The organism is Acinetobacter tandoii DSM 14970 = CIP 107469, from assembly GCF_000400735.1.
Lineage (GTDB): Bacteria > Pseudomonadota > Gammaproteobacteria > Pseudomonadales > Moraxellaceae > Acinetobacter > Acinetobacter tandoii.
This window is the reverse complement of the sequence record NZ_KE007367.1, coordinates 641,960-668,774: the sequence shown is the minus strand read 5'-3', so window position 1 is coordinate 668,774 and position 26,815 is coordinate 641,960. Positions and strand designations below refer to the sequence as shown.

Sequence of the window (26,815 nt, the reverse complement as noted above, 5' to 3'; positions counted from 1 at the left end):
CAAATGACAAACTTTGCACCGCTTAAAAATACTAATTTTATTAGAGCCTTACAAAAACAACCCGTAGATCGAACACCAATCTGGATGATGCGCCAAGCTGGGCGCTATCTTCCTGAATATCGAGCAGTACGTAAAATGGCAGGAAATTTCATTAATTTAATGAAAACACCTGACTATGCAACTGAAGTAACTTTGCAGCCTATTCGACGTTATGATTTAGATGCAGCAATTGTATTTTCTGATATTTTGACTATTCCTGATGCAATGGGTTTAGGTTTATATTTTCAAGAAAATCATGGACCTAAATTCAAAAACCCTATACGTTCTGAACAAGCGATCAATAATTTAGAGATTCCTTCCCATGAATCTTTATCTTACGTCTATCAAACAGTCAGCCAATGCCGTCATGAGCTCAATGGTCAAGTTCCACTGATTGGTTTTTCTGGTAGTCCGTGGACATTGGCCTGTTACATGATTGAGGGACAGGGTTCAAAAGATTTTATAACGATAAAAAGTGTGCTTTATAGCAACCCTAAAATCTTACATCAATTACTAGAAAAAAATGCCAAAGCCGTTGTACAGCATCTTAAATGTCAGGTGGAGGCTGGCGCACAGGCCATCATGATTTTTGATACGTGGGGAGGGTTACTAAGTCGAGCTGCTTATCAAGAATTTTCTCTCAGGTACATTACCTTTATTTTAGATAGTTTAAAAAACCAGTTAGGTGTGCGTTCAGTTCCTTCAATTGTCTTTACAAAAGGAGGTGGTCAATGGCTTGAAGAAATGGCAGGATGTGGAGCTAATGCTTTAGGACTCGACTGGATGACTGATCTGGATTTAGCACGTCAGCGAGTGGGTTCTAGAGTTGCCTTGCAGGGTAATCTCGACCCCGCAGTATTACTTGCCCATGATTCTGTAATTCAAAACGAAGTGAATAAAGTCATGACATCTTTTTATGGAAAACAAAAAGATGATACAGGTTTTGTGTTTAACTTGGGGCATGGAATTTCGAAGGAAACAAACCCAGATTCGGTGTCCGTGTTAATTGAGGCTGTTCATCGTTTTTAATTTTTTCAGGACATAACAGATGAGTTCGATGCTAGATACATTTAATTTTGACAAAATGCTCTGTTTTACACTGTATTCGACGACGAATGCTATGATGCGAAACTACACCAAACCATTATCTGAACTTGGAATAACATATCCTCAACTTTTGGTGTTGGCTGCTCTTTGGAATCAAAATCACTTGTCATCTAGCGAATTGAGTGAACAAACGCTGTTTGATCTTGGTTCACTTACCCCAATCATAAAACGACTTGAAAAAGCGGGTTTTGTTGTTATATCAGTGGACACGCTCGACCGTCGTCGAAAATATATTTCATTAACTGAATCTGGTCAGAATTTAAAAGATCCTGTTGCGAAAATCTTCCACGATACTAAGTGCAAACTCAATCTGAATGAAAATGAAGTGGATTCGACTTTAAAGGTCTGTGCAAAAATTAAATATGAACTCAAACTTTAGATAAGTGAATGGTATAAAACCTATTGTTTATGGGGGTTAGGAGAATCATATCTCATGTTTTTCCTAGCGATTCAGAGGCATGTAGGTTTTATATTATGTCGAAAAGACCTATTAAATTAATTTTTGTTTAACTCAAATCTAATATTGACAATATTACATAGATACCAATATAGTTAGCTGACTTACTATTTTGTGACTAACTAAATGCCTCTTGATAAAAAATACCAAGTGCTTCTAAGTGAAGCAAATAAACGTCAACTTCCTGATATTAAAAGTATTGAGCTGTGCTTTTTGACACTTTCTCTTGCTTCACATATAGATAAAGATTGTGCAGACCAACTCTCTATCCATGGTTTATCTGAAGGACGGTTTATTTTGTTATTTTTACTTGATGCAGCAAATCAAGAAATAGCACCGAAGACTTTAGCTGAGCAAGCAGGTATCACCCGATCAACAGTTACAGGTCTACTTGATGGTTTAGAGCGTGAAGGGTTGGTAGAACGACATGCTGATACAGAAGACCGCCGTGCTCTCAAAGTTAGACTTACATTGAAAGGGGAGTCTATGGCTAAAAATGTATTTGATCAGCATAGCCGTTGGATTGCAAAAATATTTGGGAATTTATCTACACAAGAGCACAAACAGTTAACCCAATTATTAACAAAGGTTTCCAATAATCTTCATCACAAGGAATAATTATGAATCAGTATTTGATCGAACTCTATACCCCTAATTCAGCTTGGAAAGCATTATCATTAGATGAGCGTACCCAATATTTAAATAATGTTGGAGCTGCAATGGGCAAATTATCAGACCTTGGTGTTAAAGCATTAACACTCACACAAATTGACTCTAATGTTGATCAAAGTAGCGAGCATCAATTTTTAGGAATTTGGCATTTCCCTAACGAAGAAATTCGTGATGTGTTACTTGCTGGTATTAAAGCGAGTGGTTGGTATGACTATTTCAACCATGTTAATGCTGCTGGCAAGGAAACTAGCTTTTCTGAACATATTACGGCACTGTCCAATATTTAACTTTAGAAAAAAATTAATGACCTAGCTAAATATCATAAATCTACCTATATGCTTTCACAATAAAACCACTCCAGATTATTAATTATGGAGTGGCTAAATCGGGATGGACAATTCCTCTGTGTCCAATGAAATTCCTCACTCAAACTGCATTTAGTAGATTCAAATTGGGTATCCGAAGAGAGCGAGGACAGATCTTATCAACTTTGACATAAGTTCACTTCACATGGACAAAGTCAGTTTTTGTTTAATTTAGCAAAATATAACCCAAAAGCGTTATTGCACCATTTGGTAAAGTCATTGTAAGGTCATATTTCTACTTTATAGCAATAAAATTGACAGACTTTACAATGAACATTCATCATTTACGTAGTGCTACTTTTATCATTGAAACTGGGAATAATTTCATTCTTATTGACCCAATGTTAGGTAAAAAAGGTTCTCTCCCTGCATTTTCCTATGTGAAATTTAAGGCTGAGAAAAATCCGTTGGTTGAACTTACCGACAATGCAGCGGAACTTTTAGATAAAGTCACGCATTGTTTTATTACTCACAGCCAAACCTTCAATATCAGAGCATTCCAGCATACCGATCATTTAGATCGAACTGGAGAGAAGTTTTTAGCGGATAAACAAATTCCTGTATATACGTTTAGTCATGATGCACCTTACCTGAAAAATCTGGGTCTAAATGTTCAGGCAGGAATTGAGCATTGGAAAGAAATCCAGTTTTTGGGTGGTCGCCTTGTTGCTGTCCCTGCGAAGCATGGGCATGGTTGGATCAGTAAATTTATGGCGAATGGTTGTGGCTTTTTTCTGGATCTACCGAATGAACCATCAATTTACATCAGTGGTGATACCGTACTCACTGAGGATGTAAAAACTGCGATTTTTCAGTTTAATCCAGATATTACTGTTGTGGCGGCAGGCGAAGCACAAATGGATGTTGGGAAACCCATTTTAATGACTGAAAGTGAAGTTAGAAAATTCATTCAACTTTCCCCAAAGCATGTGATTGCAAATCATTTTGAGGCGTTAAATCACTGCCCAGTGAAAAGAGCTGATATTCAAAATCTTGTTACCGAAATTGGGGAAAAAGATCGTGTCTATATTCCTGATGATGGACAAACTCTAAGCTTTCATCTGAACTAGTACATCAGCGAATACGAAAACCATAGCCGATGTTTATACAATTCAAAATGACATCAATGTTCGCGATGGAAAAGATGTAGATAATGATAAAAGTGCTCAACAGGTCGCTAGGGAAAATTTTTTCTTTAGCGCATTTATATTTATTTGAGTTATGTAAGCTAGAGCCTCGTTTAGGGTATTTAACTTATGCTCACCGAGGGGCTAGTTCATCAATAATTTTTAAATTTATCTATAACTTCCAATATCTTATTCATATAAATTATTTAAAACCGTTATAGCTTATAAACCTGACGAATGTATTTGAGAAGATTTCTTAAATTTCCTCGCAGCTAAGTCGTGATTATTTAGAGAACCTCTACATTGTATTTATGCTCGCTGTTAGATCATAAAGATAAAGTAGCTGAACCTGATCAATATAAGCTTCGTTTGAATATAAGCTAAGTTTGATCCTGTATCAGCTACTTGTTGATAAACACTTATTCCTGTTATTGATCCGCTTTACGAAGACTCAATGAAAGTTGATCCCAACGTTGTATTGCGGTTTCCATTGCTTGCATTTTGACATGGCCAAAACCACGTACATCTGCTGGTAATTGAGCGATTTTCTCTGCCACAGATAAGTCATATTTTTCAGGTGCAGAACTAATCGCTTTGACAAATGCGATATAACGATCACGCCACGCATGTTCTTTTTGACGTTCTTGCTGTAAAGCAAATGGATCAAGGAATGTTTCTCTAAGCCACTGTAGTCGACCAAGAATCATCATTGGAATACGCATCCAATAGCCGAAAGCACGTTTGCGTATAGCGCCATGAGCCCCCAAAGCAGGAGGAGCTAAGTGATAGGTTAAACGTAACCCTTGACCAAACTGTGCTTCGATTGATTGTTTAAAGCTTTTTCCTGTGAGTAAGCGTGCAACTTCATATTCATCTTTATAGGCCATGACTCTATAGAGCTGTGTCGCAATTGTTTCAGCGAGTTCTTCAGGCAATACTTTGGCTGCTTGTTCAGCAAGATTTCGATACTGCGTTGCATAATCATCATTCCAATACTCGACCAGACGCGCAGAACGATCTTCAACGAGTTCAGCCAAAGTAGTTGGTTTACGCGTTGTTGGTATCGTTGCAATAATGTTTTTTATCAAGTCAGGATTGCTAATCAAATGGCAACCAATGCGGAAAGCTTCAAGGTTTTTTTCAGTAGCTGTACCATTTAGGTGAATTGCCTTTTCAATACTTTCACGTTTCAACGGAATCTGACCTGCTTGCCAAGCCATGCCAAGTAAAATCTGATTTGCAAAGATTGCATCACCTAGTACTTGTGTGGCAATACGTGTTACAGGTAAAGATATTAGTTTACCTTGTGTCGTCCGACCACGAAGTCGCTGAATTAAATCAGTAATTGGTGCATACCAGTCACGCGACTCAAGGAAAGTAGAAGTAGGGGAACCATCTTCATTCACGATGACAACAGCATCCGCTTTTAAACGTGAAAGTGCTGCATTACTTCCTGCAACAATGGCATCTGCACCGATTAAAACATCACATTGACCCGCAGGAATTTTGGTTGCAGAGATTTGATCATCTTCTGTCGCAAGCTGTATGTAGGAATAAACTGTACCACCTTTTTGAGCAAGTCCAGCCATATCCATAATACGTGCTGCTTTATTCTCCAAATGTGCAGCCATACCAAGTAAAGCACCTGCGGTCACTACGCCTGTACCACCAATACCACCAACCATAATGCGGATGGGTTGTTGATCTAACTCTGGGATGATTGGCTTTTCTGGCCAGCCAGCTTCTATACCTTTAAATACTTCTGGGCGTTTTATGTCACGGGTATGCACGGTCACAAAACTTGGACAGAAACCTTCCACACAAGAAAAGTCTTTGTTACAACTGCTTTGATTGATTTGACGTTTTGTTCCTAACGCGGTTTCAATAGGTTCGATAGATAAACAATTGGACTTTTTAGAACAGTCCCCGCAACCTTCACAAATCTCACTATTGATAAAAACTCGCTCTGCAACATCTGGATAAGCATTACGTTTACGACGACGGCGTTTTTCACTGGCACAGGTTTGAACATAAATTAATGCTGTAACACCAGAAATTTCGCGTAATTTGCGCTGAACATCATCTAATTCATTTCTATGGTAAATCTCGACATGAGACGCTATACCTTCTTCGGCATGAATCAATTCAGGTTCATCTGTGACGATCACTTGTTTTGTGATGCCTTCTGCATCAAGTTGTCGTGTTAGTTGTGCCACGCTAAGATGACCATCGACATGCTGTCCACCCGTCATTGCCACTGCATCGTTATAGAGAATTTTGTAGGTCATATTAAGTTTTGCAGCAATCGCTTGGCGGATAGCCAGATAGCCTGAATGGAAATACGTTCCATCGCCTAGATTGGCAAAAATATGCTTTTCATTGGTGAAATGGGAAGCACCAGCCCAACTTACGCCTTCGCCGCCCATTTGCGAGAATGTTTCTGTTCCATGATTCTGTAACACGGCAATATAATGACAACCGATCCCGCCCAGTGCGCGACTACCTTCGGGTAACTTAGTTGATGAATTGTGAGGGCAGCCACTACAAAAGAAAGGTTTGCGTTCTGCGATATCTAAAACATGCTGTGACGCTTGCTCTGCTTTTTGCAATAGCTCAATTTTACTCTGAATGTGCGTTTTTAAGCTTTCTGGAATATCTAATTTTAAGAACCGAGCTGCCAACATTTTTGCAATAGGTTCAGGTTGGAACTCATAATGGCCAATCAAAGGGGCTTCATCAATCGATGTACTCCATTCACCTTTACCATCACAGGCTTTACCGATGATACGAGGGCGTTTTCCATCTGGAAGTGCATAGAGTTCATCTTTAATTTGTGCTTCCAGAATTGGGCGCTTTTCCTCTACAACAATCAGTTCTTCTAAACCTTCAGCAAATTCATGTAGACCTTGTGGTTCCAAGGGCCAAATTAAAGCAACTTGATACACTCGAAGACCAAGTTGCTCGGCTGTTTCACCTTCAATACCTAAAATACGTAAGGCTTCAATGGTATCTAAATAACCTTTACCACTTGCAACAATACCAATACGCGCATCAGGACAATGCCACGTCACCTGATTCAGTTCGTTTTCACGGGCATAAGCCAATACAGCGGGTAAACGATATTTATAAAGACGCTCTTCTTGTTGAATGCCATGATCTGGCCAACGTATGTTGACACCATCTTCTGGCATTTGCACATTTTGCGGTAATAAGGGAGTAATACGATCTAAATCAACATGAACAGAAGCAGAGGTTTCAACAATTTCACTGACCAGTTTCATTGACGTCCATACCCCAGCAAAGCGTGACATTGCGATGGCATGAACACCTAAATCAAGAATTTGTTGTATGGATGTCGGATAGAAAATTGGAATGCCACAGCCAATCATCACGTGTTCTGACTGGTGCGGAACAGTTGATGATTTGCAAGAATGGTCATCACCAAAGAAGGCAACCACACCGCCTAACTCTGATGTTCCTGCAAGATTGGCATGACGGAAAACATCTCCAGAGCGATCTACACCCGGACCTTTACCATACCACCAAGCAGTCACGCCATCATATTTACCTTGACCTGTGAGGTTTGCTTGTTGGGTACCCCAAATTGCAGTAGCAGCGAGATCTTCATTTACGCCAGGTTGAAAAACCACATGATGGTCTTTGAGTATGCCTTCAACTTGCCAGAGAAAATTATCATAGTTTCCGACAGGGGAACCTCGATAACCTGAAATAAAACCAGCAGTATGATAACCGTTTAAAGTATCCCGCCGTGTTTGCGCAAGTGGTAAACGCACCATTGCCTGAATACCTGTCATGTAAGCAGTACCGTCATCACTTAGATATTTATCATCAAGTGATACATCCTTTGTTGGAATCTTATGTGGAGTAAATTTTGTCGCTATATTCATTTATTTCTCCTTGGAATTTTGTAGTTCGAGCTACTTTATTTTCTCAACATCCCGTTGAATATTTGGAGTAAATGACATACTCGGAAAAAGGTTGATCAGTTTGTTCAGAACACAAAAAACTGCTCAATGTATGTACATTAATGTCATTGTGATTGATCCAGACTGGTGCAACAATGCGTAATTAAGCAAAAGATATTTACGTTATGCGCAAAAATCTTGATGGTGGATTACTCCATGCAATGCAAGCTTTCCTGAAAGTCATTGATAGTGGAAGCTTTACAGCCGCCGCAGAGCAGATGGAACTGACAACAGCGCAAGTGTCGCGACTCATTAGTGAGTTAGAAGGGCGTTTAGGAACAAAATTACTACAACGAACCACGAGGCAACACGCATTGACCGATATTGGTGCAACTTATGCAGAGCAATGTCGTCATGTACTCGCAATGGTGGAAGAAGCCGAAACTCAAGCAATGGGAAGGGCAACTAAACCACAGGGACGGTTACGTGTGTTGAGTATGGCCAGTTTTGGTCATCATTATGTATCTCCGACGATGGCGGAGTTCTGTCAAACCTATCCAGAACTGACCGTGGAATATCGTACTTCACAGAATGTACCAGACCTTTTAGGTAAAGGAATTGACGTTAGTTTATATCTCGCGGAATCTTTGGCTGATTCACGCTTTGTTGCTCGTCAAATTGGGACAATATTTTCATTACTTTGTGCATCACCAACCTATTTAGAAAAATATGGTGAGCCGAAATCATTAGATGATTTACAAAAACATGCATGTTTAAGATTGGTAAATCCATCAATTACACCGCAATGGCATCTTATCAGTGAAAAAAGTTGCTCGTATCAAATTGATATTACGGGACCATTGATTGCAGATACACCGGAACTGTTACTGGACATGGTACAACAAGACATGGGTATTGCATTGCTTCCGACCTTTACTGTAATTGAAGCGGTACGTACTGGACGATTACGCCGTGTTTTATCAGATTGGAGATCGCCTGATATTGGCGTTTATACCTTAATACCATCACGTCATTTTATTGATGCTAAAACAAGAGCATGGTTAACATGGGTTGAGCAGCATATTTCGCCAAAAATTCAGAGTGATACGGACTTTTTTTTATAATCTGAACTGGCCATGAAGACCATACGAATGAAGACATGATGTACAGGCTTTATGGCCGATAAAAACACAATCCGTTGGGACTGTTTTATGGTGCTGGTAATTTGAATAGCTTAGGTATGAATGAGCATATTACCCATTCATACCCATAAGCCTGATCGGTTACTGCGGTAAAACTTAGGTTTGATCCTGAGTTGTCAAACCACCCCCTAATGCTCGAATTAAGTCCACACTTGCAATCATTCTGCTACCTTTAAGTTGTATCGCCAATTGCTCTTGCTGAAGAATAGTGCGGTCAGAATCTATAACCTCTAGATAACTCACTGCACCTTTACGATAGCGCAGATGTAAAAGTTTATTGGCATGACGTGAAGCAATCAGAGCTTGCGTTTGAGTATTCATTTGTTGATCCAGAATACGTTGATCCGTCAGCCCATTTTCAACCTCACGAAATGCATTCAGTACAGTTTGTCGATAATTGGCAACGCTTTCTTCATAGGCAGCTCTGGCCTGTACGACGCCTGCTTTACGTTGACCACCATCAAACAAAGGTAAGGATAAAATTGTCCCTGCGATAGGCCCCAGCAAGAAAGTGCGACTCGACCATTGGGCTAAATCTCCAAGCGTTGAAGACTCATAACCCAGTGCTCCTGTAAGACTAAGTCGTGGGAAAAAAGCAGCACGTGCAATACCAATTCTGGCATTATCTGCCGCCATAGCACGTTCAGCAGCCGCGACATCAGGACGCCTTTCAAGAAGACTAGAAGGTAAACACGCAGGTACTTGAACGGTATTGATCGTTAAGCTTTGCTGCGCCAAATTAAACTCCGCAGGCGTTTTGCCTAATAACACGGCAAGCGCATGTTCTGTATTTGCTCGTTGGCGCATAAGACTCAATAAACCAGTCTGTGCTGTAGACAATTCCGTTTGCGCACGAAATACATCCATTTCACTGACGGCTCCATTTTTAAAACGAGCTTGCATTAAATTTCTTGATTCAGTCAGCAATTTAATCATTCGCGCATAAATGATTTGTTCCGTATCGAGTTGTCGGATTTGGAAATAATTTTGCGCGACATCGGCTTGCAAAGCCAAAAGTGCAGAGTGATATAAGGCTTCTTGTTGCTGCGCATCTGCTGTTGCCGCATTGACACTACTGGCAATACGACCAAATAAGTCTAACTCATAAGACACATTTGTCTGGGCACGCCATAACGTCTGGGCAGAGGTATTAGCATTCGCATCAAGCCCCTGAGATGCAGGTGAAAGTTTTTGTCGGGTTGGACCAAAGCCCGTACCTATACTCGGCAGTTGTTCAGCCTTTGCCGCGGATTTCAAAGCACGTGATGCCTGAACATTTGCTGCAATTGCTTTTAAGTTTTGGTTTTCCCGAATAGCTTGTTGCTCAAGTGCATTGAGTTGAGCATCTTGAAAAATAAGCCACCATTCACCTCTGGAGGCTGCATCACTCGGTTGCGCTATTTTCCAGTTTTCATTTTCTTGCAAGGGGTTAGCTTCTTTAAATTGCAATGGAATGACAACCCTTTCTGGTTCATATTGTGGTGCCAGTGAGCAGCCTGCAAGCAGCAGGCTTCCCATGAGCGAGGACAATAACCAGATCTGTTTTTTAGGCATGATCATATCGTCCTTATGAGTGATTTGGATTGATTGGAGCTTCATGTGGACTGGCTGAATGCAGCTTATGTCCACGGTTTAAAGTCCGAATGAGTACATAGAAGGCAGGGGTCAGGAATAAGCCAAAGAAGGTAACCCCGATCATGCCTGAGAATACGGCAACGCCCATTGCATGACGCATTTCTGCACCCGCACCTGTAGAAGTCACAAGGGGAACAACACCCATAATGAATGCAATTGAAGTCATTAGAATTGGACGTAAACGTAAACGGCTCGCTTCAACTGCTGCTTTAAATGCGGTCATGCCTTGCATTTCAAGTTCTCGGGCAAATTCCACAATCAAAATCGCGTTTTTGCAGGCCAGTCCCACCAGTACCATTAAGCCAATTTGCGTGAAAATATTGTTATCACCATTAGTCAGCCACACCCCTGTAAGCGCAGCTAAAATCCCCATCGGTACAATAAGAATCACAGCCAGTGGTAGAGTTAAACTTTCATACTGCGCAGCCAATACCAAAAAGACCAACAACACACTAATCGGGAAGACCCATAGCCCAGCGTTGCCTGCCAGAATTTTCTGGTAGGTTAAATCTGTCCATTCAAATTTAATTCCACGCGGTAAGGTTTGAGCGGCAATGCGTTCTGCGGCAGCTTCTGCCTGACTAGATGAATAACCAGCAGCAGGGCCACCATTAATATCCGCAGCAGTATATCCGTTATAACGTACGGCCATTTCTGGACCATAAGTTTGTGTGACATTCACCAGAGAAGATAAAGGCACCATTTGCCCAGCACTGTTGCGGGTTTTTAATTGCAAAATATTCTCTGGATTTGCACGAAATGGTGCATCAGCTTGTGCACGTACCTGATAAACACGTCCAAAACGGTTAAAGTCATTCACATATTGTGAGCCCAGATAAATTTGCATGGTGTTAAATACATCTGTAATAGCAACACCTTGTTGCTTGGCTTTAACACGATCGAGATCTACGTTTAACTGCGGTACATTTATTTGATAGCTTGAAAACATTGGACCAAGTTCGGGTGCAGCTTGTGCTGCTTTCATAAAGTTCTGCGCAGCATCATTTAATGCGGAATAACCCAATGCTCCGCGGTCTTCAAGCTGCATTTTGAAACCACCCACTGTGCCGAGTCCCATTACTGGTGGCGGTGGGAAAACAGCAATATAGGCTTCTTGTATGGCAGCATATTTTTGGTTTAAAGCACCCGCAATCGCATTGGCTGAAAGTTCTTTGCTTTTACGCTCTTCAAAAGGTTTTAGTGTGACAAAAACAATGCCTGCACTGGAACTGTTGGTAAAACCATTAATCGATAAGCCGGGAAAGGCAATTGCACTTTCAACACCAGGTTGTTTTAACGCAGCATCACTCATTTTTCGAATGACGGCTTCAGTACGGTCTAAAGAGGCACCATTCGGTAATTGCGCAAAACTAATCAGATACTGTTTGTCCTGAGCAGGAACAAATCCGCCAGGCACAATATAGGAAATACCAATGGTTAAACCGAGTAGAATGGCATAAACGCCCATCGCTGAGGTTTTATGCGAAATAACCCGACTTACACCACGACCATATTGATCTGACGCACGTGAGAATAGGCGGTTAAATGCCTTAAAAAAACGCCCAAAGACTCGGTTCATGCCTCGTGTTAAAGCATCGGGCTTAGCATCATGACCTTTCAGCAAGATTGCAGCTAAAGCAGGGGATAACGTAAGTGAGTTAAATGCCGAAATGACCGTTGAAATCGCAATGGTCATGGCAAACTGTTTATAAAATTGACCTGTTAAACCTGTCATAAAAGCCAGCGGGACAAATACTGCACACAGCGTTAATGCAATGGCAATAATCGGTCCACTTACTTCACGCATGGCACGGTAGGTTGCATCCCTTGGACTAAGTCCAGCTTCAATATTCCGCTCGACATTTTCCACCACCACAATCGCATCATCGACCACAATACCAATCGCAAGGACCATCCCGAACAACGAAAGTGCATTAATGGAATAGCCAAAGGCTAGCATCAATCCAAATGTACCAATAATAGACACGGGTACTGCAAGTAAAGGAATAATCGAAGCACGCCATGTTTGCAGGAATAAAATTACCACCACGACAACCAGTGCAATTGCTTCTAGCAAAGTACTGACAACCGCTTTAATACTCGCGCGAACGAACTGAGTTGGATCATAAACAATTTCATACTTCACCGATGAAGGAAAATCTTTAGACAATTCCTGCATGGTGTCACGGACTTGCTCAGACACTTGCAATGCATTCGCACCCGGTGCTTGGAAAATTGGAATGGCAACCGCTTGTTTATTGTCAAGTAAAGAACGCAAACCGTATTGTGATGCTGCAAGCTCAACACGGGCAACATCGCCCAAACGGGTTACCGCACCATCTGGATCTGTTTTTAAAATGATATCGGAGAATTCTTGCTCTGTACTTAAACGACCTTGTGCATTTACCGAAAGCTGAAGCGGAGCATTACTTGGAGATGCACCGATGGTTCCTGCGGCAACCTGAATATTTTGCTCACGAATGGCACTGACAATTTCACTTGCAGTCAAATTACGCGCAGAGATTTTCTGTGGATCGAGCCAGATCCGCATAGAATAATCCCCAGAACCAAATAAACCTACTTCACCCACACCTTGTAAACGTGCTAAACGGTCTTTGACATTCAGCACCGCATAGTTGCGTAAGTAGGTCATGTCGTAACGATTATCTGGCGAAGTTAAATGCACCACCATGGTTAAGTTGGAAGAGCTTTTCAGGGTCGTCACCCCTAAACGTTGTACATCTTCGGGTAAACGTGGCAAAGCCTGTGATACGCGATTTTGTACCAGTTGTTGTGCTTTATCTGGATCTACCCCAAGTTTAAAGTTTACAGTAACGGTTAAATTACCATCACTATTGGCTTGAGATTGCATATACAACATGTCTTCAACGCCGTTGATTGATTCTTCAAGCGGAGAAGCCACGGTTTCAGCAATCACTTTAGGGTTTGCACCTGGATACTGTGCACGCACAACCACAGAAGGTGGAACAACTTCTGGATATTCAGAAATAGGCAGTTTAAAAACTGACAATATCCCCGCCAATACAATCAGGATTGATAACACACCTGCAAAGATCGGCCGATCAATAAAAAATTTAGAGATGTTCATATGAGATTAACCCGCTGCCGAATTAGCTGTGTTTTCAGTTGGCTGAGGTTGTTGCGCAGTTGAAACTTGACTATTTGGCATGATGACTTGATGCGGTGTAACAGGATCCCCAGGTCGAATGCGCTGTAAACCATTCACGACAATCCGTTCACCTGCTTGTAGTCCGCTCTCAACAATTTGCAAGCCATTTTGAACTGTGCCCAGTTTTACTTCGCGGTACATGGTTTGGTTTTTACGATTTACAACCACGACAAAGCGTTTATCTTGATCAACCCCAATTGCGGTTGGACTAATCAAAATTGCGGCACGAGGCTGCCCACCTCCCAGTCGAATGCGAGCATACAAACCTGGCAGAAGAGACCCTTTAGGGTTGTCAAAAGTAGCTCGGACACGAATCGTTCCCGATGTGGTATTTAAATTATTGTCAAATGAACTAATTACACCTGTATGTGAAAAACCTTCTTCATTAGCAAGTCCCATAGATACAGGAATCTGAGCGGCATTATTTTGATCACTCAAATATTTCAGATAAGTTTGTTCATCGACATCAAAAGATGCGTATAAACGGGCAACTGACACTATACTGGTTAAAACCTGTGCACCATTACCCGCAGATACCACGTTTCCAGCCGTTATTTCGGCACGAGAGATACGACCACTGACAGGTGCAGTAATGCGGGTATATTCAAGATTTAAACGTGCTGATTCGACAGCAGCTCTGGCGGCTTGAACATTGGCACTTGCAGTGCGTGCTTCATTTTCTGCTTGTTCAAGCTCTTGGTGAGCGACAGCATTGCTTTCAATCAAACGTCGATTGCGAGATAAATTACTTGTGTAATAAGTCACTTGGGCTTCGGCCGCAGCCAGTTGTGCCTTGGCACGATTCAGCTCTGCTTGAAATGGTCGTGGGTCAATCGTAAAAAGTAAATCACCTTTTTTGACCAGACTGCCATCTTTGAAATGAACAGCGATGAGTTTGCCTGAAATTTGCGGTCGGACATCCACTTGGTCAATGGCTTCTAGGCGACCAGAATATTCTTGCCAATCGGTAATGGTTTGGCTCACAACATTTGCAACATCGACGGTCACAGCAGCTTGTGCATTTGTATCTTGTGTAGCTTTAGCATCGGCATTTTTATGTAAAAACATAAAACTACCCCCCGTAGCTAAAATAGCGACAAGCACTGCAGACAGCGTGAACTGTTTGCGGGAAATTGACATGAAAAGCTCCTATTTTTATTCGTATACCTGTTTGACGACAAATACATATCGGATGGGAGAAACAGGTGAGGTGAAGAAATCGGAGCTTAAATGTTTGTGAATTACGAATAAATATATTAAATTTGATAACACTATTCGAAAATTCATAACAATCGAATACTGAATTTCAAATGTTACTGTCTTAGGAGCAATGCGTGGATCTTTTTCATGCCATGAAAGTGTTTAATAAAGTAGTCGAAACCAACAGTTTTAGTTTGGCAGCAGATAGGTTAGGACTACCTCGTGCTTCAGTGACTACGACGATTCAGGGATTAGAAAAACATTTACAAATTCGCTTATTGAATCGAACCACGCGTAAGCTTAGTTTGACTCCTGATGGTGCTGTATATTATGAGCGCAGTGTACAAATTCTGGCTGATGTTGAGGACATTGAGTCTCACTTCCATGACACTGAGCGTGGACCACGTGGCCGTTTAAGAATTGATGTTAAAGCCTCCATAGGGCGTATGATTTTAATCCCTATGTTGTGTGATTTTCATGCGAAATATCCTGATATCGATTTAGTCATTGGGATGAATGACCGCCCTGTAGATTTAGTTCAGGATGCTGTGGATTGCGTGATTCGGATTGGTCAGCTTAAAGACTCTAGTTTAGTGGCCCGCCGTATTGGCACAGTTCAGTTTGTGACTGTTGCATCGCCAAAATATTTCGCTGAACACGGTAAACCAGAAACAATTGAAGATTTAAAGCAGCATCAGGTCGTGCAATATTTCAACAGTCGTACAGGCCGTAATATTGACTGGAATTTTGTGGTAGATGGTGAAATTCAAAGTATTTCAGTCAATGGACCAGTTTCTGTCAATGATGGTGACTCGTATATTGAACTGGCACTTCAAGGCTTTGGTTTAATTCAATGTCCTTACTTCATGGTTGCAAAACATCTGGAGTCTGGTGCACTCAAGGAAGTTCTACATCAATCGTTACCTGAACCTTTACCTATTTCTGTGGTTTATTTACAGAATCGTCATTTATCGCCTAAGGTACGTGTGTTTGTAGATTGGGTTGCTGCATTATTTGCTGAATGTCCACTACTAAGTGGATGTACCTTATCTCTGAATCAAAAATCTGAGTTTACATGTGAACAGAAAAAAGAGAATAATAACTTTACGATTCATAGCTTGCTTGAACAGCAAAATACGGCCGAGGTTTTCGCTTTAAATGTCTAGTCATTACGAGATAGAAGATAGATAGACATTGCTGTTCATCAACTTAGACCAATACATCCAGAGAACAGAAAAACAAAGGATTTTGACTTAACGAAAATTATGTTTATTTGACCAGACCTATTTAATTTTAAATAGGTCTGTCGTGAACTAAACATCACATTATTGAGGTGTTGTGATCACGGATAATTTCTCTACGCCGACGCGTTCTATACTGGCTAAAAGTTTAGCCACAGTGCCATAAGGGACAGTTTCATCGGCATTTAAGTTTAATGCTAACTTGCTGTTGGCATTTTTACGCTGTGTGATTGCTTGCTCAAAATTTTCGAGTTTGACTGGGTCTTTATCTAAAAAGATAGTGCCATCAGGTTTTACACTAATCACCAGTGCTTTGTTTTGATCTGTAGACTGTGTCGGTGCAGCTTTGGGTAAGTTAACCTTCACGCTATTGGTCAATAAAGGCGCAGTAACGATAAACACGATCAATAACACCAGCATCACATCGACGAGTGGGGTAATGTTGATGTCACTGACGACATCGTCATCTTGAGAAGTTGAAATCGCCATTAAGCCAAAGCCTCCTTTTCTTGAGATGACAACGGATGTGCCGCGGCTGGTTTTGCTGCAACATGTGGACTTTGAGTTTTGGTTGGCAGTTGGAAACCTACTTTTTGAGTAAGGCTGACAAAGTCTGTTGCAAAGTCATCTAAATCTGCACCGATGCCTTTCACTTTACGGACAAAATAGTTATAGGCAAGCACTGCAGGTACGGCCACAGCAATACCAATACCTGTTGCAACTAACGCCTGACCAATTGGACCTGCGACCACATCCATGCTGGCACTACCAGATTTGGCAATCGCTTGTAAGGCATGGATAATCCCAAACACGGTGCCAAATAAACCAATAAATGGAGCATTATTGCCAATGGATGCGAGAATAGCTGAGCCTTTTTCCAGTTGACGACGTTCGGCCAGAATTTGTTTGCGTAAGTGTCGTTCTAACAAATCCTGACGGCTCCATGTTTGTTGTAAGTCTTGATGGGTTTTTTCATTGGCTTCTGTCAGTGTTTTAAAACCAGTTTGGGCAATACGTGCTGTCGGTCCCTGCGCATCTTCAGACTGGTTAATCGCATCTGCCAAATTCTGAGCTGACCAAAAACTGTCGACAAACAGCTTAGATTGTTTAGAGGCTTTTGAGGTTTGTACGGCTTTCACCACAATTAGAACCCAAGTGATGATCGAAAAACCGATCAATAACCAAATGGTTGCATCATGAATAATCGTATTAATATCAGACATATCGAATTTTCCTAAGATAAAATTTTACAGTTTAATTGGGTAATTTGAAGTGAATCGGAACATCGACCCAACCTTCTACTAGCGTGTTGCCACGCAGCGCCGGTGAAAATTTCCAGCGCTTCACAGTTTTTACAGCCACATCATCTAGTACTTTTTTGCCGCTACTATTTTTCAGGTTGATTTCTAAAGGGCTGCCTGCGGGTGAAACTTTTACACGCAACATCACAACGCCTTCCCAACCACGGTCTAACGCCACTTCTGGGTACTCAGGGGCAGGATTGCTGAGATAACCGGCATAACCTTTGGCTGCTGTCACAGGTAAGTTTTCTTGTGCGGGCTTAGTCGCAAGTTCAGCAACTTTCTGGGTCGGTGTGACGTTTTCTGTAGGTTCAGCCTGCGGTACTGGTTGCGTAACGGATTTAGCAACGGGTCTAGGCTGCTCAATTGGCTTCTGTTCGACAGGTTTCTGCACGGACTTTTCAACCACTGGTTTTTGGACAGGCTGAGGCTTTGCTGAAACAGGTGGAATGATTGGTTTTTGTATTTCTTGTTTAAGTTTGGGTTCAATCACCTTAGGCGGCTCTTCCTTGGGTTTTTCAATTACAACCGCGATAGGTTCTGTTTTTTTTACAATCAAAGGTGGAGTAGGAAGATGCTTTGCAAGATAAAAGATGCCGTAATGTAATGACAGAACAGCAGCAATTGCCCAAAAAATGTTGTTGGTTTGAACAGGTTTTTCTGCTGAGATCGAATTTGCTAGATTGGCAGCAAATGGATATGGATCGACAGCATGAAATACATTGGACTGAACATTTTGAAGTTGTTCAAACAAAATTGCCTTTTTATAAGGACTTCGACTGACTTCACTCATATCAGTAATACACCATTCAATAAGATTTAATTTGTATTGCAGAATCTTCTTTATTTCTTAAGTTAAATCGGCTTAATTTTGAATATGAAAAAATTCTTCAGATTTGAATTTCCCCATTAACTTACAAATAAGAAAATTAATTTAGCTAAATAAAACATTAAAAACATAATGAGTTATTTTTTAAAAATAGAAAACAAACTTTTTTAGATTAGTATTTTTATAAAAAGTGATAATAGATTAATCAAATATAGCGACTTATAATAATTAAAGATAATTTATTTTATATTCAAGATATCTATTTTATTTGTATTTATTTTCTCTCTGCATCTATTTTTAATATCTCTACTAAATAAATCAATTTATATGCAATAAGACCGTCCATAGATAGAACAGCCTTATGCTATTTAAAGCTAAAATTTTTAAAAATAGAGCAATAATGCTTAACTAAAGAATACTGGCCACTTTTAAAAAGTGTTCCCGCGCTCTAATACGTTCGATCCATGCTTTTAAGTGCGTATGATCATGATGACGCTGAACGTCTAAATTGAACCAATGATTGAGGGCTAAGGCCAAAGGAATATCTGCAACGCCAAAATTTGAACCAGACAGATAGGGCTGTTTAGCCAGCTCGCTATTGGCAACATCCAATATTTTTTCTAGTTTTTCTGCTGCAACTTTAACCGCAGCCAAATCTCTTTTATCTGCTGCTTGACGAACCAAATTAAAAAACACGATCCCAAACACAGGTAGGACAGTGGTGGTGTACCAGTCAATCCATTTTTCTGCGCTAAAGCGTAGTTTAGGGTCTTCAATCCATAATGATTCTTTTCCATAAACTTCAGTCAAATAACGCAAAATGGTGTTGGACTCCCACAAAACCGTGTCGCCATCTTGAATAACAGGAATCAGACCATTTGGATTAAGCGCCAAAAACTCAGCAGTATCAACCACACCATACTGTTGTCCCGCAGGAATATGTTCAAATTGAAGTCCAAGTTCTGCTGCTAGCCAAAGTACTTTGTGGACATTTAAAGAATTGGGTCTGCCCCAAATAGTAATGCTCATATATTTTCTCAAAAATTTTGAATGTGTGTGAAACAGTCCTTTGGTGAAATTCAGTATTTAAATAATCATCGATTCTGAACCATCAGAAAGGCTTAAACGATATTGAAATTTCACCAAAGCATTTGGTTTAAATATTTTTAGAAGCGATAATTGACACGACCATAGTAATAGCCACCATAGAGTCCAAAAGGCGAAAGCTGTGCATAATAATTCTCACCCAAACCATCGACAATGTTGGATTTTTCAGGGTAGGTGTTAAATAAGTTGTCTGCGCCTAAAGTCAATGAAAGACTGTCTGTAAGATGGTAGGTTGCATCTAAATCAACAATCCATTTAGCATCAAAGGTCTGGTCTGTGGCGGCTGTTTCACTGCGTGCGATATAGCTACCATAACGAGATAAGCGGGTATTCAAATCGACTTTTGCATACTGCCAATTTGCTGCTAGAGTGAATTTTGTTTTCGGATCTGCATCGGTAATCATGCCTTTGGTACGACGGGTGATACGATCAATATTGATACCGTCTAACTGGCTTGGATTATCCGCAATTGCTGTAATATCGGTTTCATTCCAGTTGAAGCCTAAACTCCAGCGGATACGTCCATATTTATTCAGTTGTTGTGTATAGTCTGCAACAACATCAACACCGTTGGTTTCTGTATCAAATAAGTTGGCGTAATAAGTCACATAATTGACGTTAGAAAAGCCGTTGGCTGCCAAAATGTTGTTAATACCACTACCAGTAAGACCTGCTGTTGAAGCAATACGGTCTTTTAATTCAATACGATAAGCATCAACTGCAAGGTTGAAATTCTTGAATGGGCTATAAGTTAAACCCAGAGAAAAGTTCGTCGATTCGGTAGGATCAAGTGCCTCTGCACCTAAAGCTTTTCCTAATGCTGAATCAGTACGTACAGATTTACTGTATACATCTGAGCGGACGCCATTGTTTACCGTGCTTACAATGCCCGTACTAGCAAATCCTTGTTGGTATAGCGACGGTGCAATAAAGCCTGTACTTACGGTTCCTCGGATTGCAAGTTCAGGTGTGAATTCATAACGGCTGTTAATTTTTCCGTTGAATGTATCACCAGAACTATCATCATAATGTTCGAAACGACCTGCTAAACCCACAAACCAGTTTTTGGTTACATCTAACCCTAAATCTAAATAGGCAGCAGTGTTAGTCCGACTAATATCAGCTTCATCTTCAGGTAATAAGACTCGTGCTCCAAAAGTTCCAACAGTTGCTGGTGAACCTGCATTATCACCTGTAGGAATAATATAACCGCCATTTTTATAGGCTAAAGGATCAGTGGCTTTAGATGCCCAACCTTCTTTACGATAGTCTAGTCCCCATGCAACACTCAGTGGGTTGGCACCAAAACCAATATCGAAGGTTTTTTTAAGGTCAAGGTTACTCACCCACTGATATGCTTCATATCTTTGTAGCCCAAATGAAGTCGGACTAGATGGTCCAAGAGATGGATTGAGGTTGTTTCGTGTAGAGTGATCTTGTGTATTTTTTCCGTAAGAACTACTCGCATCCCATGCCCAACCGAGTACATTATCGCCCTTTAGCCCCCAAACAGTTTGAACATCTGTTTCATTTAAAATGACATCGGGTGTCGTACCATTCGGGAAGATTTCAACAATACCCGATCTAGAGTTCGGACGACGATAGGAAGCTCCTGTAGAAGCATCACGCCAACCTGCGGTGGTGTAGCTATACAAAGTTGCAGCTTTACTTAAAGGAAGTTCAGCATTTGCAGAAACATTAAACTGTTCAACCGAAGGCAGCCCCAATTTATTTAAATTACGATCTATTGTGGCTTCGCGTGGGTCATCCTGACCATTTACTTTAGAATAAATTCTGCCTGAAACTGGGCCAGCACGGGTAGTAGCATCCTGATTTTTCAGGTCAAAACCAAAATTGATAAAACCGTCTTGACCCAAAGGTGCACCAGCATTGGCATTCAGTTGAAAAGTTTCTCCATTTCGACCAGTTCCATCATAGTGTTCTCGTCCACCATAGGTGGTACTAATATTGCCGCCATTATCAGCAGATTTGAGTACAATGTTGATCACTCCAGCAATCGCATCGGAACCATACTGCGCCGCAGCACCATCACGTAAAACCTCAACACGTGCAATAGCACCAATCGGGATGAGGTCTAAATCTGCTGCTTGGTAACCTTCACCAAAACCGTATTTGTTAATGGCTAAAGCACCGACATGACGACGTTTTCCATTCACCAACACGAGGGTATGACCACCACCCAAACCACGTAAACCTGCAGAACGGGCAACAGCCCCATAACCATCAGGTTGACTAGGTACGGTAGCAACACTGAAAGATGGAATCACTTTTGCCAAAATGTCTCTTAGCGCAAGGGTATTACCTTGTTTGAGCAACTGTTCACCACTAATTACATCCACAGGTGCTGGGCTTTCAGTAACGGTGCGTATACCTCCACGATTTCCCACCACAACGACACTTTCTAGTTGCTGAACATCTTCTTTTTCAGAAGATGTAGGTGCATTTTTATTCACATCTTGCGCATAAATAGAACCTGTAATTCCACAAGTTAAAGCAAAGAAAATGGATTGATGAAGAGGGGATATTTTAAAACCCAGCTTTTCACGCTGAGCCAGTATTAGATTGGTTTGCCACATTATATTTTCCAATGATGATGTAATTTATAAAGTTTTACCTAAAACAATAATCCGATGAGTATTTCGACTCTGGTAGTCAATATATCGATTGTTTTTTTATTGTTAAATATTAAATAATCATTTGAATATCAGTTTTGATTAAATATATTTACATTGAAATTTTAATAAGGTTTTCTTTATTTTTAATAACACTTCAATCTCTTTATAAAAACCATATTTTCACTTTTTTATATAACTTTAAGTTTATTTAATATTTAATTTTTAAAAGCTAAATCCGTTTAATAGGTTCCAACTTTATATCTTTTGGAAAATAGAAAATGGGGCTGAATTATAAATTAAGCATACTGGATAAATGTCCAAGAGCCGAAGGGATTAGCGCAGAACAGTCATTTAAAAATGCATTGCAAATTGCTCAAACAGCAGAAGCTCTAGGATTTTATCGTTACTGGGTGGCTGAGCACCATTCCACAGCATTGCTATCAAGTCCATCTCCCGAAATCTTAATTGCATGGCTGTTGGCTCAGACTAAAACCATTCGAATTGGCTCTGGTGGGGTAATGTTGCAGCACTACAGCCCTTATAAAGTTGCAGAAAATTTTAATGTACTGGCAGGTCTAGCAAACAATCGAGTGGATTTAGGCGTTGGTAAAGCACCTGGTGGTTTTCCTGTCTCAACTCAGGCTCTACAGCTCGGGCTTGATCAGTCATTAAAAGGAAGTTTTAAAGTACAACTAGAAGCATTAGATCATTATTTACATTCTAAATTTGATCGTAATCAGCCAGATCAAGTTGCTGCAACTCCAACACCAGATCAGGTCGCAGAGAAGTTCTTGCTAGGTGCAAGCCTTGAAAGTGCTCGACTCGCAGCAGATTTGGGTTGGAACTTTGTATTTGCTGCACATTTAAATGGCGATGCCAAGCTACTTCAAGATGCTTTACAGACTTACTCACACTATTCATCAGGAAAAAGAGCGATTGTTGCGGCACAAATTATTGTGGCTGATAGCCGTGATCAAGCCGAAGAACTGGCAGCAGGGCTTTCGGTGTGGACGTTGGAACTTGAGAATGGTCAACGAGTAAAAATTCCAAATGAACAAAGTGGAGAGGAGTTTTCGAGACAAGCTCAATCTGCGATTAAAAGCCTTAAAAAAGAGCAGTTAAAAATTATCAAAGGTACAGTCGAGGATGTTCATCAGCAGTTATACGCTTTGCATCAACAACATGGAATTCAGGAATTTATTGTTGAATCACCACTGTTAGATCATGCAACACGTTTGAAATCTCTAACACTACTGGCACAGCACGCTGTGCTTGCAGCTTAAGTGGGAGAAATTAATGTCAAATAGACAGTTACTTGAACAGCAGTTGCTCAATTGGAGACATGAATTACATCGTCATCCAGAATTATCAGGTCAAGAGTTTCAAACCACTGACAAATTAAAACAATGGCTGTCTGAATACGGCATTGAAACTGCAACTTGGGGTTTAAAAACAGGACTGATTGCAGATATTGGCACTGGTTATCCAATTGTGGCTATTCGAGCAGACATCGATGCGTTACCCATTCATGAAGAAATTGAGCAAGACTTTCGCTCGACTCAAGACGGAGTAATGCATGCTTGTGGGCATGATTTGCATAGCTCAACCATTTTAGGCGCTGCAATTTTACTCAAAGCTCAAGCGTCTGAATTAAAAGGTACGGTACGCGTTATTTTTCAGCCCGCTGAAGAAACTTATAGTGGTGCTTATGAAGTACTGAAGAGTGGAGCCTTAGAAGATGTATCCGCCATTTTCGGTTTTCACAATGTTCCTGAGTTAGCTCTAGGTACTTTTGCAACGCGCTCTGGTGCATTTTATGCCAACGTCGACCGATTCAAAATTGTGATTAAAGGCAAGGGCGGTCACGCAGGGCGTCCGCATGAAACCAAAGATCCAATTGTTGTGGCAGCGCAGTTGATTAGTGCTGTGCAAACTATTGCCAGTCGTAGCATAAATAATTTAGACACTTGTGTAGTCAGTATTACCCAAGTACATGCGGGCACAAGTTGGAACGTCCTGCCAGAAGAAGCTCACTTAGAGGGCACGGTAAGAACCCATTCTCCTGAGGTGCGTCTAGCTGTTGAAGAAAAACTTAAACAAATTGCACAAGGTATTGCACTTGCCCACTCAGTCGACATTGCTGTGGATTGGGACAATGGCCCCGCGGCATTAATCAACACTGCAACATGGGCTGAACTGAGCCAAACCGTTGCTCGTGCACAAGGTTATGAGGTGCAAGAAGCACCGCTTTATTTGATCGGTGAAGATTTTGGCGCCTATTTAGAACACATCCCCGGCGCCTTTGTCAGTATCGGCAGTGCCAGTTCCTTCGGTTTGCACCATCCCCAATATCAACCCAATGAATCTTTAATTTATCCAGCTGCTCAATACTTTGCTGCCTTAGCAACACAAGCACTTGAGTCTATTCATAAAAATGCAGAGGTCTAACATGAGTAATCACAAACAAATTCGCCTTGGAACTATTTTACACGGTGCAAACGGAAATATGTCTGCATGGCGCCATCCTGAAGCGGTGGTCGATGCCAGTATTAATTTTGAGTTTGCCAAAAACGTAGCGCTTCAAGCTGAACGGGCAAAATTTGATTTTGTCTTTGTGGCTGATGGTTTATATATCAATGAAAAATCGATTCCTCATTTTCTCAACCGTTTTGAGCCGATTACGTTACTTTCAGCCCTAGCCAGTGTAACTAAAAATATTGGTTTAGTTGGTACAGTGTCGACCTCATATAGTGAGCCGTTTACGATTGCGCGTCAGTTTGCCAGTCTGGATCATTTAAGTGGTGGACGTGCAGGATGGAATGTGGTGACCACACCACTTGAAGGCACTGCAAAAAATCATACCCGTAAACAGCATCCTGAGCACAGCCAACGCTATGAAATTGCAGATGAATATTTGCAAGTCGCAAAAGGGCTTTGGGACTCGTGGGGTGAAGGCGCTTTTGTTCGCAATAAAGAAACAGGACAATTTTTTGAACGCAGTAAATTACATACCTTGAACCATAAAGGTAAACATTTTGAAGTGGCAGGCCCACTCAATGTAGAGCGTTCGCCACAAGACCGTCCGATTCTATTCCAAGCAGGAGCATCAGGTGCAGGTCGTGCATTAGCCGCGAAACATGCCGATGCCATTTTTACCCATCAAGCCACGCTCGAAGAAGCACAAGCATTTTACTTAGATGTGAAACAGCAAGTGATTAAGAATGGTCGTGATGCAGATGATTTGCTCATTTTCCAAGGGATTGGGGTTTTGATCGGAGATTCTGCTGAAGACGTAGAGCGTCAATATCTTGAAACAGCCGCATTAGTCACGATCGATGACGCACTGAATTATTTAGGACGTTTCTTTGAACATCATGATTTTTCTCAATATGAACTCGATGCACCTTTTCCAGAACTGGGCACACTGGGTGAAAACAGCTTTAAAAGTGGTACTGATGAAATTAAACGTAAGGCCAAAGCAGAAAATTTAACTTTACGTCAGGTTGCACTACAAGCAGCAACTCCACGTCCACCTTTTGCTGGAACGGTAGAAGAAGTCGCAGATCAGTTAGAACTGTGGGTAAAAGAAGAGGCGGCAGATGGCTTCATTATTGCGGGTGCAACACCAAAAACTTTAGATACTTTTGTTGAAAAAGTTGTGCCATTGCTGCAACAACGCGGGCTATATCGTACCGAATATCCAGGCACTACTTTACGCGCTAGTTTTGGTTTGAAGCGACCAGAAAATCAATTTGAACAATCAGAAAAGGAACACCTTCATGCGGTTGAATAAAACACCTTTGACGATTGGTTTAGCACTACTTCTAGGCATTTCTCTGGTTGGATGCAGTAAAGAACAGGCATCTACTCAAACGGCTAACTCAACAGACGAGTCTACAAAGTCGACCGATAAAACCGATTTCTATAGCCGTGAGCTTGCAAAGTTGAAAGAGAATATGACGCCGATTCATGTTGCTCACAATGCGGAAGCCAGTCAAAAAATTCCAAAAGATTTTAAGTTTGTAAATGCGGGTTATTTTACCGTTGCTGCGATTTCAGGAGCGCCACCTTTAAGTGTATTGGGGCCTGATAATCAAACCTATATTGGAACTGAAATTGATATTGCCCGTTTGATTGCAGACAGTTTGGGCTTAAAACTGAAACTGGTTCGCACCTCATGGGAAGACTGGCCGCTCGGTGTCCTTAGTGGCAAATATGATGCAGCCATTGCCAATGTTACCGTCACCAAAGAACGCAAGGAGAAATTTGACTTTGCGACTTATCGTCAAGACGTATTGGCTTTTTATGTCGCAGAGAAAAGTAAAATCAAAGCCATCAAAGGTCCCGATGATATTTCAGGTTTAAAAGTGATTGTCGGTTCTGGTACCAATCAGGAAAAAGTACTGTTGGACTGGATTGAAGACAATAAAAAGAAAGGACTGCCGCCTGGGCAGGCACTTTATTACGATGATGGTGCATCTGCAAGTTTGGCACTGCAGTCTGGGCGGGTTGATGCTTTGTTTGGTCCTAATGTTGCTTACGCATGGCAAGCGGCAAATGGTGCAAAAATCCGTTTGGCTGGGACAGCACTCGGAGGTGGAACACGACCTGCCGAATTAGGAGTCACGCTGAAAAAAGGCAGTGGCTTAGTTGATGCAGTACAAACGGCTTTAAATGGAGTGATTCAAACAGGCGAGTATCAAAAAGTCTTAGCACGTTGGGGGACTCAGGCAGAAGCGATTCAACATTCTGCAATTAACCCTCCAGGCTTGGGAGACTAA

Annotated in this window: 20 protein-coding genes; 11 read left to right on the top strand and 9 right to left on the bottom strand. The window is 41.2% G+C overall.

The features are described from left to right. Window positions 1–3: 3 nt before the first annotated feature. The 5 genes from hemE to I593_RS12615 all read left to right on the top strand — a co-directional run bounded on the left by hemE (window position 4) and on the right by I593_RS12615 (window position 3,710). Complete coding sequence (gene hemE / locus I593_RS12635) at window positions 4–1,068, top strand: uroporphyrinogen decarboxylase (RefSeq protein ID WP_016167966.1); 1,065 nt, start codon at window positions 4–6, stop codon at window positions 1,066–1,068. Between the two features lie 19 nt (window positions 1,069–1,087). After that, window positions 1,088–1,525, top strand: coding sequence for a MarR family winged helix-turn-helix transcriptional regulator (locus I593_RS12630; protein WP_016167965.1), 438 nt, complete (start codon window positions 1,088–1,090; stop codon window positions 1,523–1,525). Window positions 1,526–1,729: 204 nt separating this feature from the next. Further along, the gene (locus I593_RS12625) at window positions 1,730–2,221 is read left to right on the top strand and encodes a MarR family winged helix-turn-helix transcriptional regulator (RefSeq protein ID WP_016167964.1); all 492 of its coding nucleotides are present in this window, start codon (window positions 1,730–1,732) and stop codon (window positions 2,219–2,221) included. Between the two features lie 2 nt (window positions 2,222–2,223). Beyond that, a complete protein-coding gene (locus I593_RS12620; protein WP_016167963.1) occupies window positions 2,224–2,562 on the top strand; it encodes a DUF6616 family protein in 339 nt (112 codons plus the stop codon). Window positions 2,563–2,909: 347 nt separating this feature from the next. After that, window positions 2,910–3,710: an MBL fold metallo-hydrolase gene (locus I593_RS12615; RefSeq protein ID WP_016167962.1), complete on the top strand. Its 801-nt coding sequence runs from the start codon at window positions 2,910–2,912 to the stop codon at window positions 3,708–3,710. A gap of 485 nt (window positions 3,711–4,195) precedes the next feature. Here the strand turns inward: I593_RS12615 and I593_RS12610 are convergent, their stop codons facing one another. After that, window positions 4,196–7,675 (bottom strand): indolepyruvate ferredoxin oxidoreductase family protein, encoded by a 3,480-nt coding sequence (locus I593_RS12610; RefSeq protein ID WP_016167961.1) that lies wholly within the window; start codon window positions 7,673–7,675, stop codon window positions 4,196–4,198. A 203-nt stretch (window positions 7,676–7,878) separates the two neighbouring features. Between I593_RS12610 and I593_RS12605 the strand changes: the two genes are divergently transcribed. Next, window positions 7,879–8,817, top strand: coding sequence for a LysR family transcriptional regulator (locus tag I593_RS12605; protein ID WP_016167960.1), 939 nt, complete (start codon window positions 7,879–7,881; stop codon window positions 8,815–8,817). Between the two features lie 174 nt (window positions 8,818–8,991). Here I593_RS12605 and I593_RS12600 read toward each other — a convergent pair whose 3' ends face one another. Genes I593_RS12600 through I593_RS12590 form a run of 3 tightly spaced genes read right to left on the bottom strand, consistent with a single transcriptional unit; the run spans window position 8,992 to window position 14,860 of the window. Continuing rightward, complete coding sequence (locus I593_RS12600) at window positions 8,992–10,449, bottom strand: efflux transporter outer membrane subunit (RefSeq protein WP_016167959.1); 1,458 nt, start codon at window positions 10,447–10,449, stop codon at window positions 8,992–8,994. Between the two features lie 13 nt (window positions 10,450–10,462). Further along, complete coding sequence (locus I593_RS12595) at window positions 10,463–13,639, bottom strand: efflux RND transporter permease subunit (RefSeq protein ID WP_016167958.1); 3,177 nt, start codon at window positions 13,637–13,639, stop codon at window positions 10,463–10,465. Between the two features lie 6 nt (window positions 13,640–13,645). Then, a complete protein-coding gene (locus I593_RS12590; protein WP_016167957.1) occupies window positions 13,646–14,860 on the bottom strand; it encodes an efflux RND transporter periplasmic adaptor subunit in 1,215 nt (404 codons plus the stop codon). Between the two features lie 194 nt (window positions 14,861–15,054). Here I593_RS12590 and I593_RS12585 point away from each other — a divergent pair, with 194 nt between their 5' ends. Further along, window positions 15,055–16,086 (top strand): LysR family transcriptional regulator, encoded by a 1,032-nt coding sequence (locus I593_RS12585; RefSeq protein WP_016167956.1) that lies wholly within the window; start codon window positions 15,055–15,057, stop codon window positions 16,084–16,086. Window positions 16,087–16,245: 159 nt separating this feature from the next. On the opposite strand, the gene I593_RS12580 is transcribed toward I593_RS12585, so the two are convergent. From I593_RS12580 to I593_RS12560, 5 genes are all read right to left on the bottom strand, one after another. Beyond that, window positions 16,246–16,650, bottom strand: coding sequence for an ExbD/TolR family protein (locus tag I593_RS12580; protein ID WP_016167955.1), 405 nt, complete (start codon window positions 16,648–16,650; stop codon window positions 16,246–16,248). Further along, a complete protein-coding gene (locus I593_RS12575; protein WP_016167954.1) occupies window positions 16,650–17,384 on the bottom strand; it encodes a MotA/TolQ/ExbB proton channel family protein in 735 nt (244 codons plus the stop codon). The genes I593_RS12580 and I593_RS12575 overlap by 1 nt, the downstream gene beginning before the upstream one ends. A 31-nt stretch (window positions 17,385–17,415) precedes the next feature. Then, window positions 17,416–18,255 (bottom strand): energy transducer TonB, encoded by an 840-nt coding sequence (locus I593_RS12570; protein ID WP_016167953.1) that lies wholly within the window; start codon window positions 18,253–18,255, stop codon window positions 17,416–17,418. Window positions 18,256–18,699: 444 nt separating this feature from the next. Next, on the bottom strand, window positions 18,700–19,320 hold the full coding sequence (locus I593_RS12565) for a glutathione S-transferase family protein (protein WP_016167952.1): 621 nt from the start codon (window positions 19,318–19,320) through the stop codon (window positions 18,700–18,702). Window positions 19,321–19,457: 137 nt separating this feature from the next. Further along, the gene (locus I593_RS12560) at window positions 19,458–21,995 is read right to left on the bottom strand and encodes a TonB-dependent receptor plug domain-containing protein (RefSeq protein WP_016167951.1); all 2,538 of its coding nucleotides are present in this window, start codon (window positions 21,993–21,995) and stop codon (window positions 19,458–19,460) included. Window positions 21,996–22,312: 317 nt separating this feature from the next. On the opposite strand from I593_RS12560, the gene I593_RS12555 reads away from it, so the two are divergent. The 4 genes from I593_RS12555 to I593_RS12540 are packed head-to-tail and all read left to right on the top strand — an operon-like array spanning window position 22,313 to window position 26,815. Next, the gene (locus tag I593_RS12555; protein ID WP_016167950.1) at window positions 22,313–23,317 is read left to right on the top strand and encodes an MsnO8 family LLM class oxidoreductase; all 1,005 of its coding nucleotides are present in this window, start codon (window positions 22,313–22,315) and stop codon (window positions 23,315–23,317) included. Window positions 23,318–23,330: 13 nt separating this feature from the next. After that, window positions 23,331–24,482 carry an amidohydrolase gene (locus I593_RS12550; protein ID WP_016167949.1) on the top strand — a complete coding sequence of 384 codons (1,152 nt, stop codon included), beginning with the start codon at window positions 23,331–23,333 and terminating at the stop codon, window positions 24,480–24,482. A gap of 1 nt (window position 24,483) precedes the next feature. Further along, window positions 24,484–25,827, top strand: a complete 1,344-nt coding sequence (locus I593_RS12545; protein WP_016167948.1) for an LLM class flavin-dependent oxidoreductase — start codon at window positions 24,484–24,486, stop codon at window positions 25,825–25,827. Then, entirely contained in the window at window positions 25,814–26,815 is a 1,002-nt protein-coding gene (locus I593_RS12540; protein WP_016167947.1) for an ABC transporter substrate-binding protein, read from the top strand. The genes I593_RS12545 and I593_RS12540 overlap by 14 nt, the downstream gene beginning before the upstream one ends.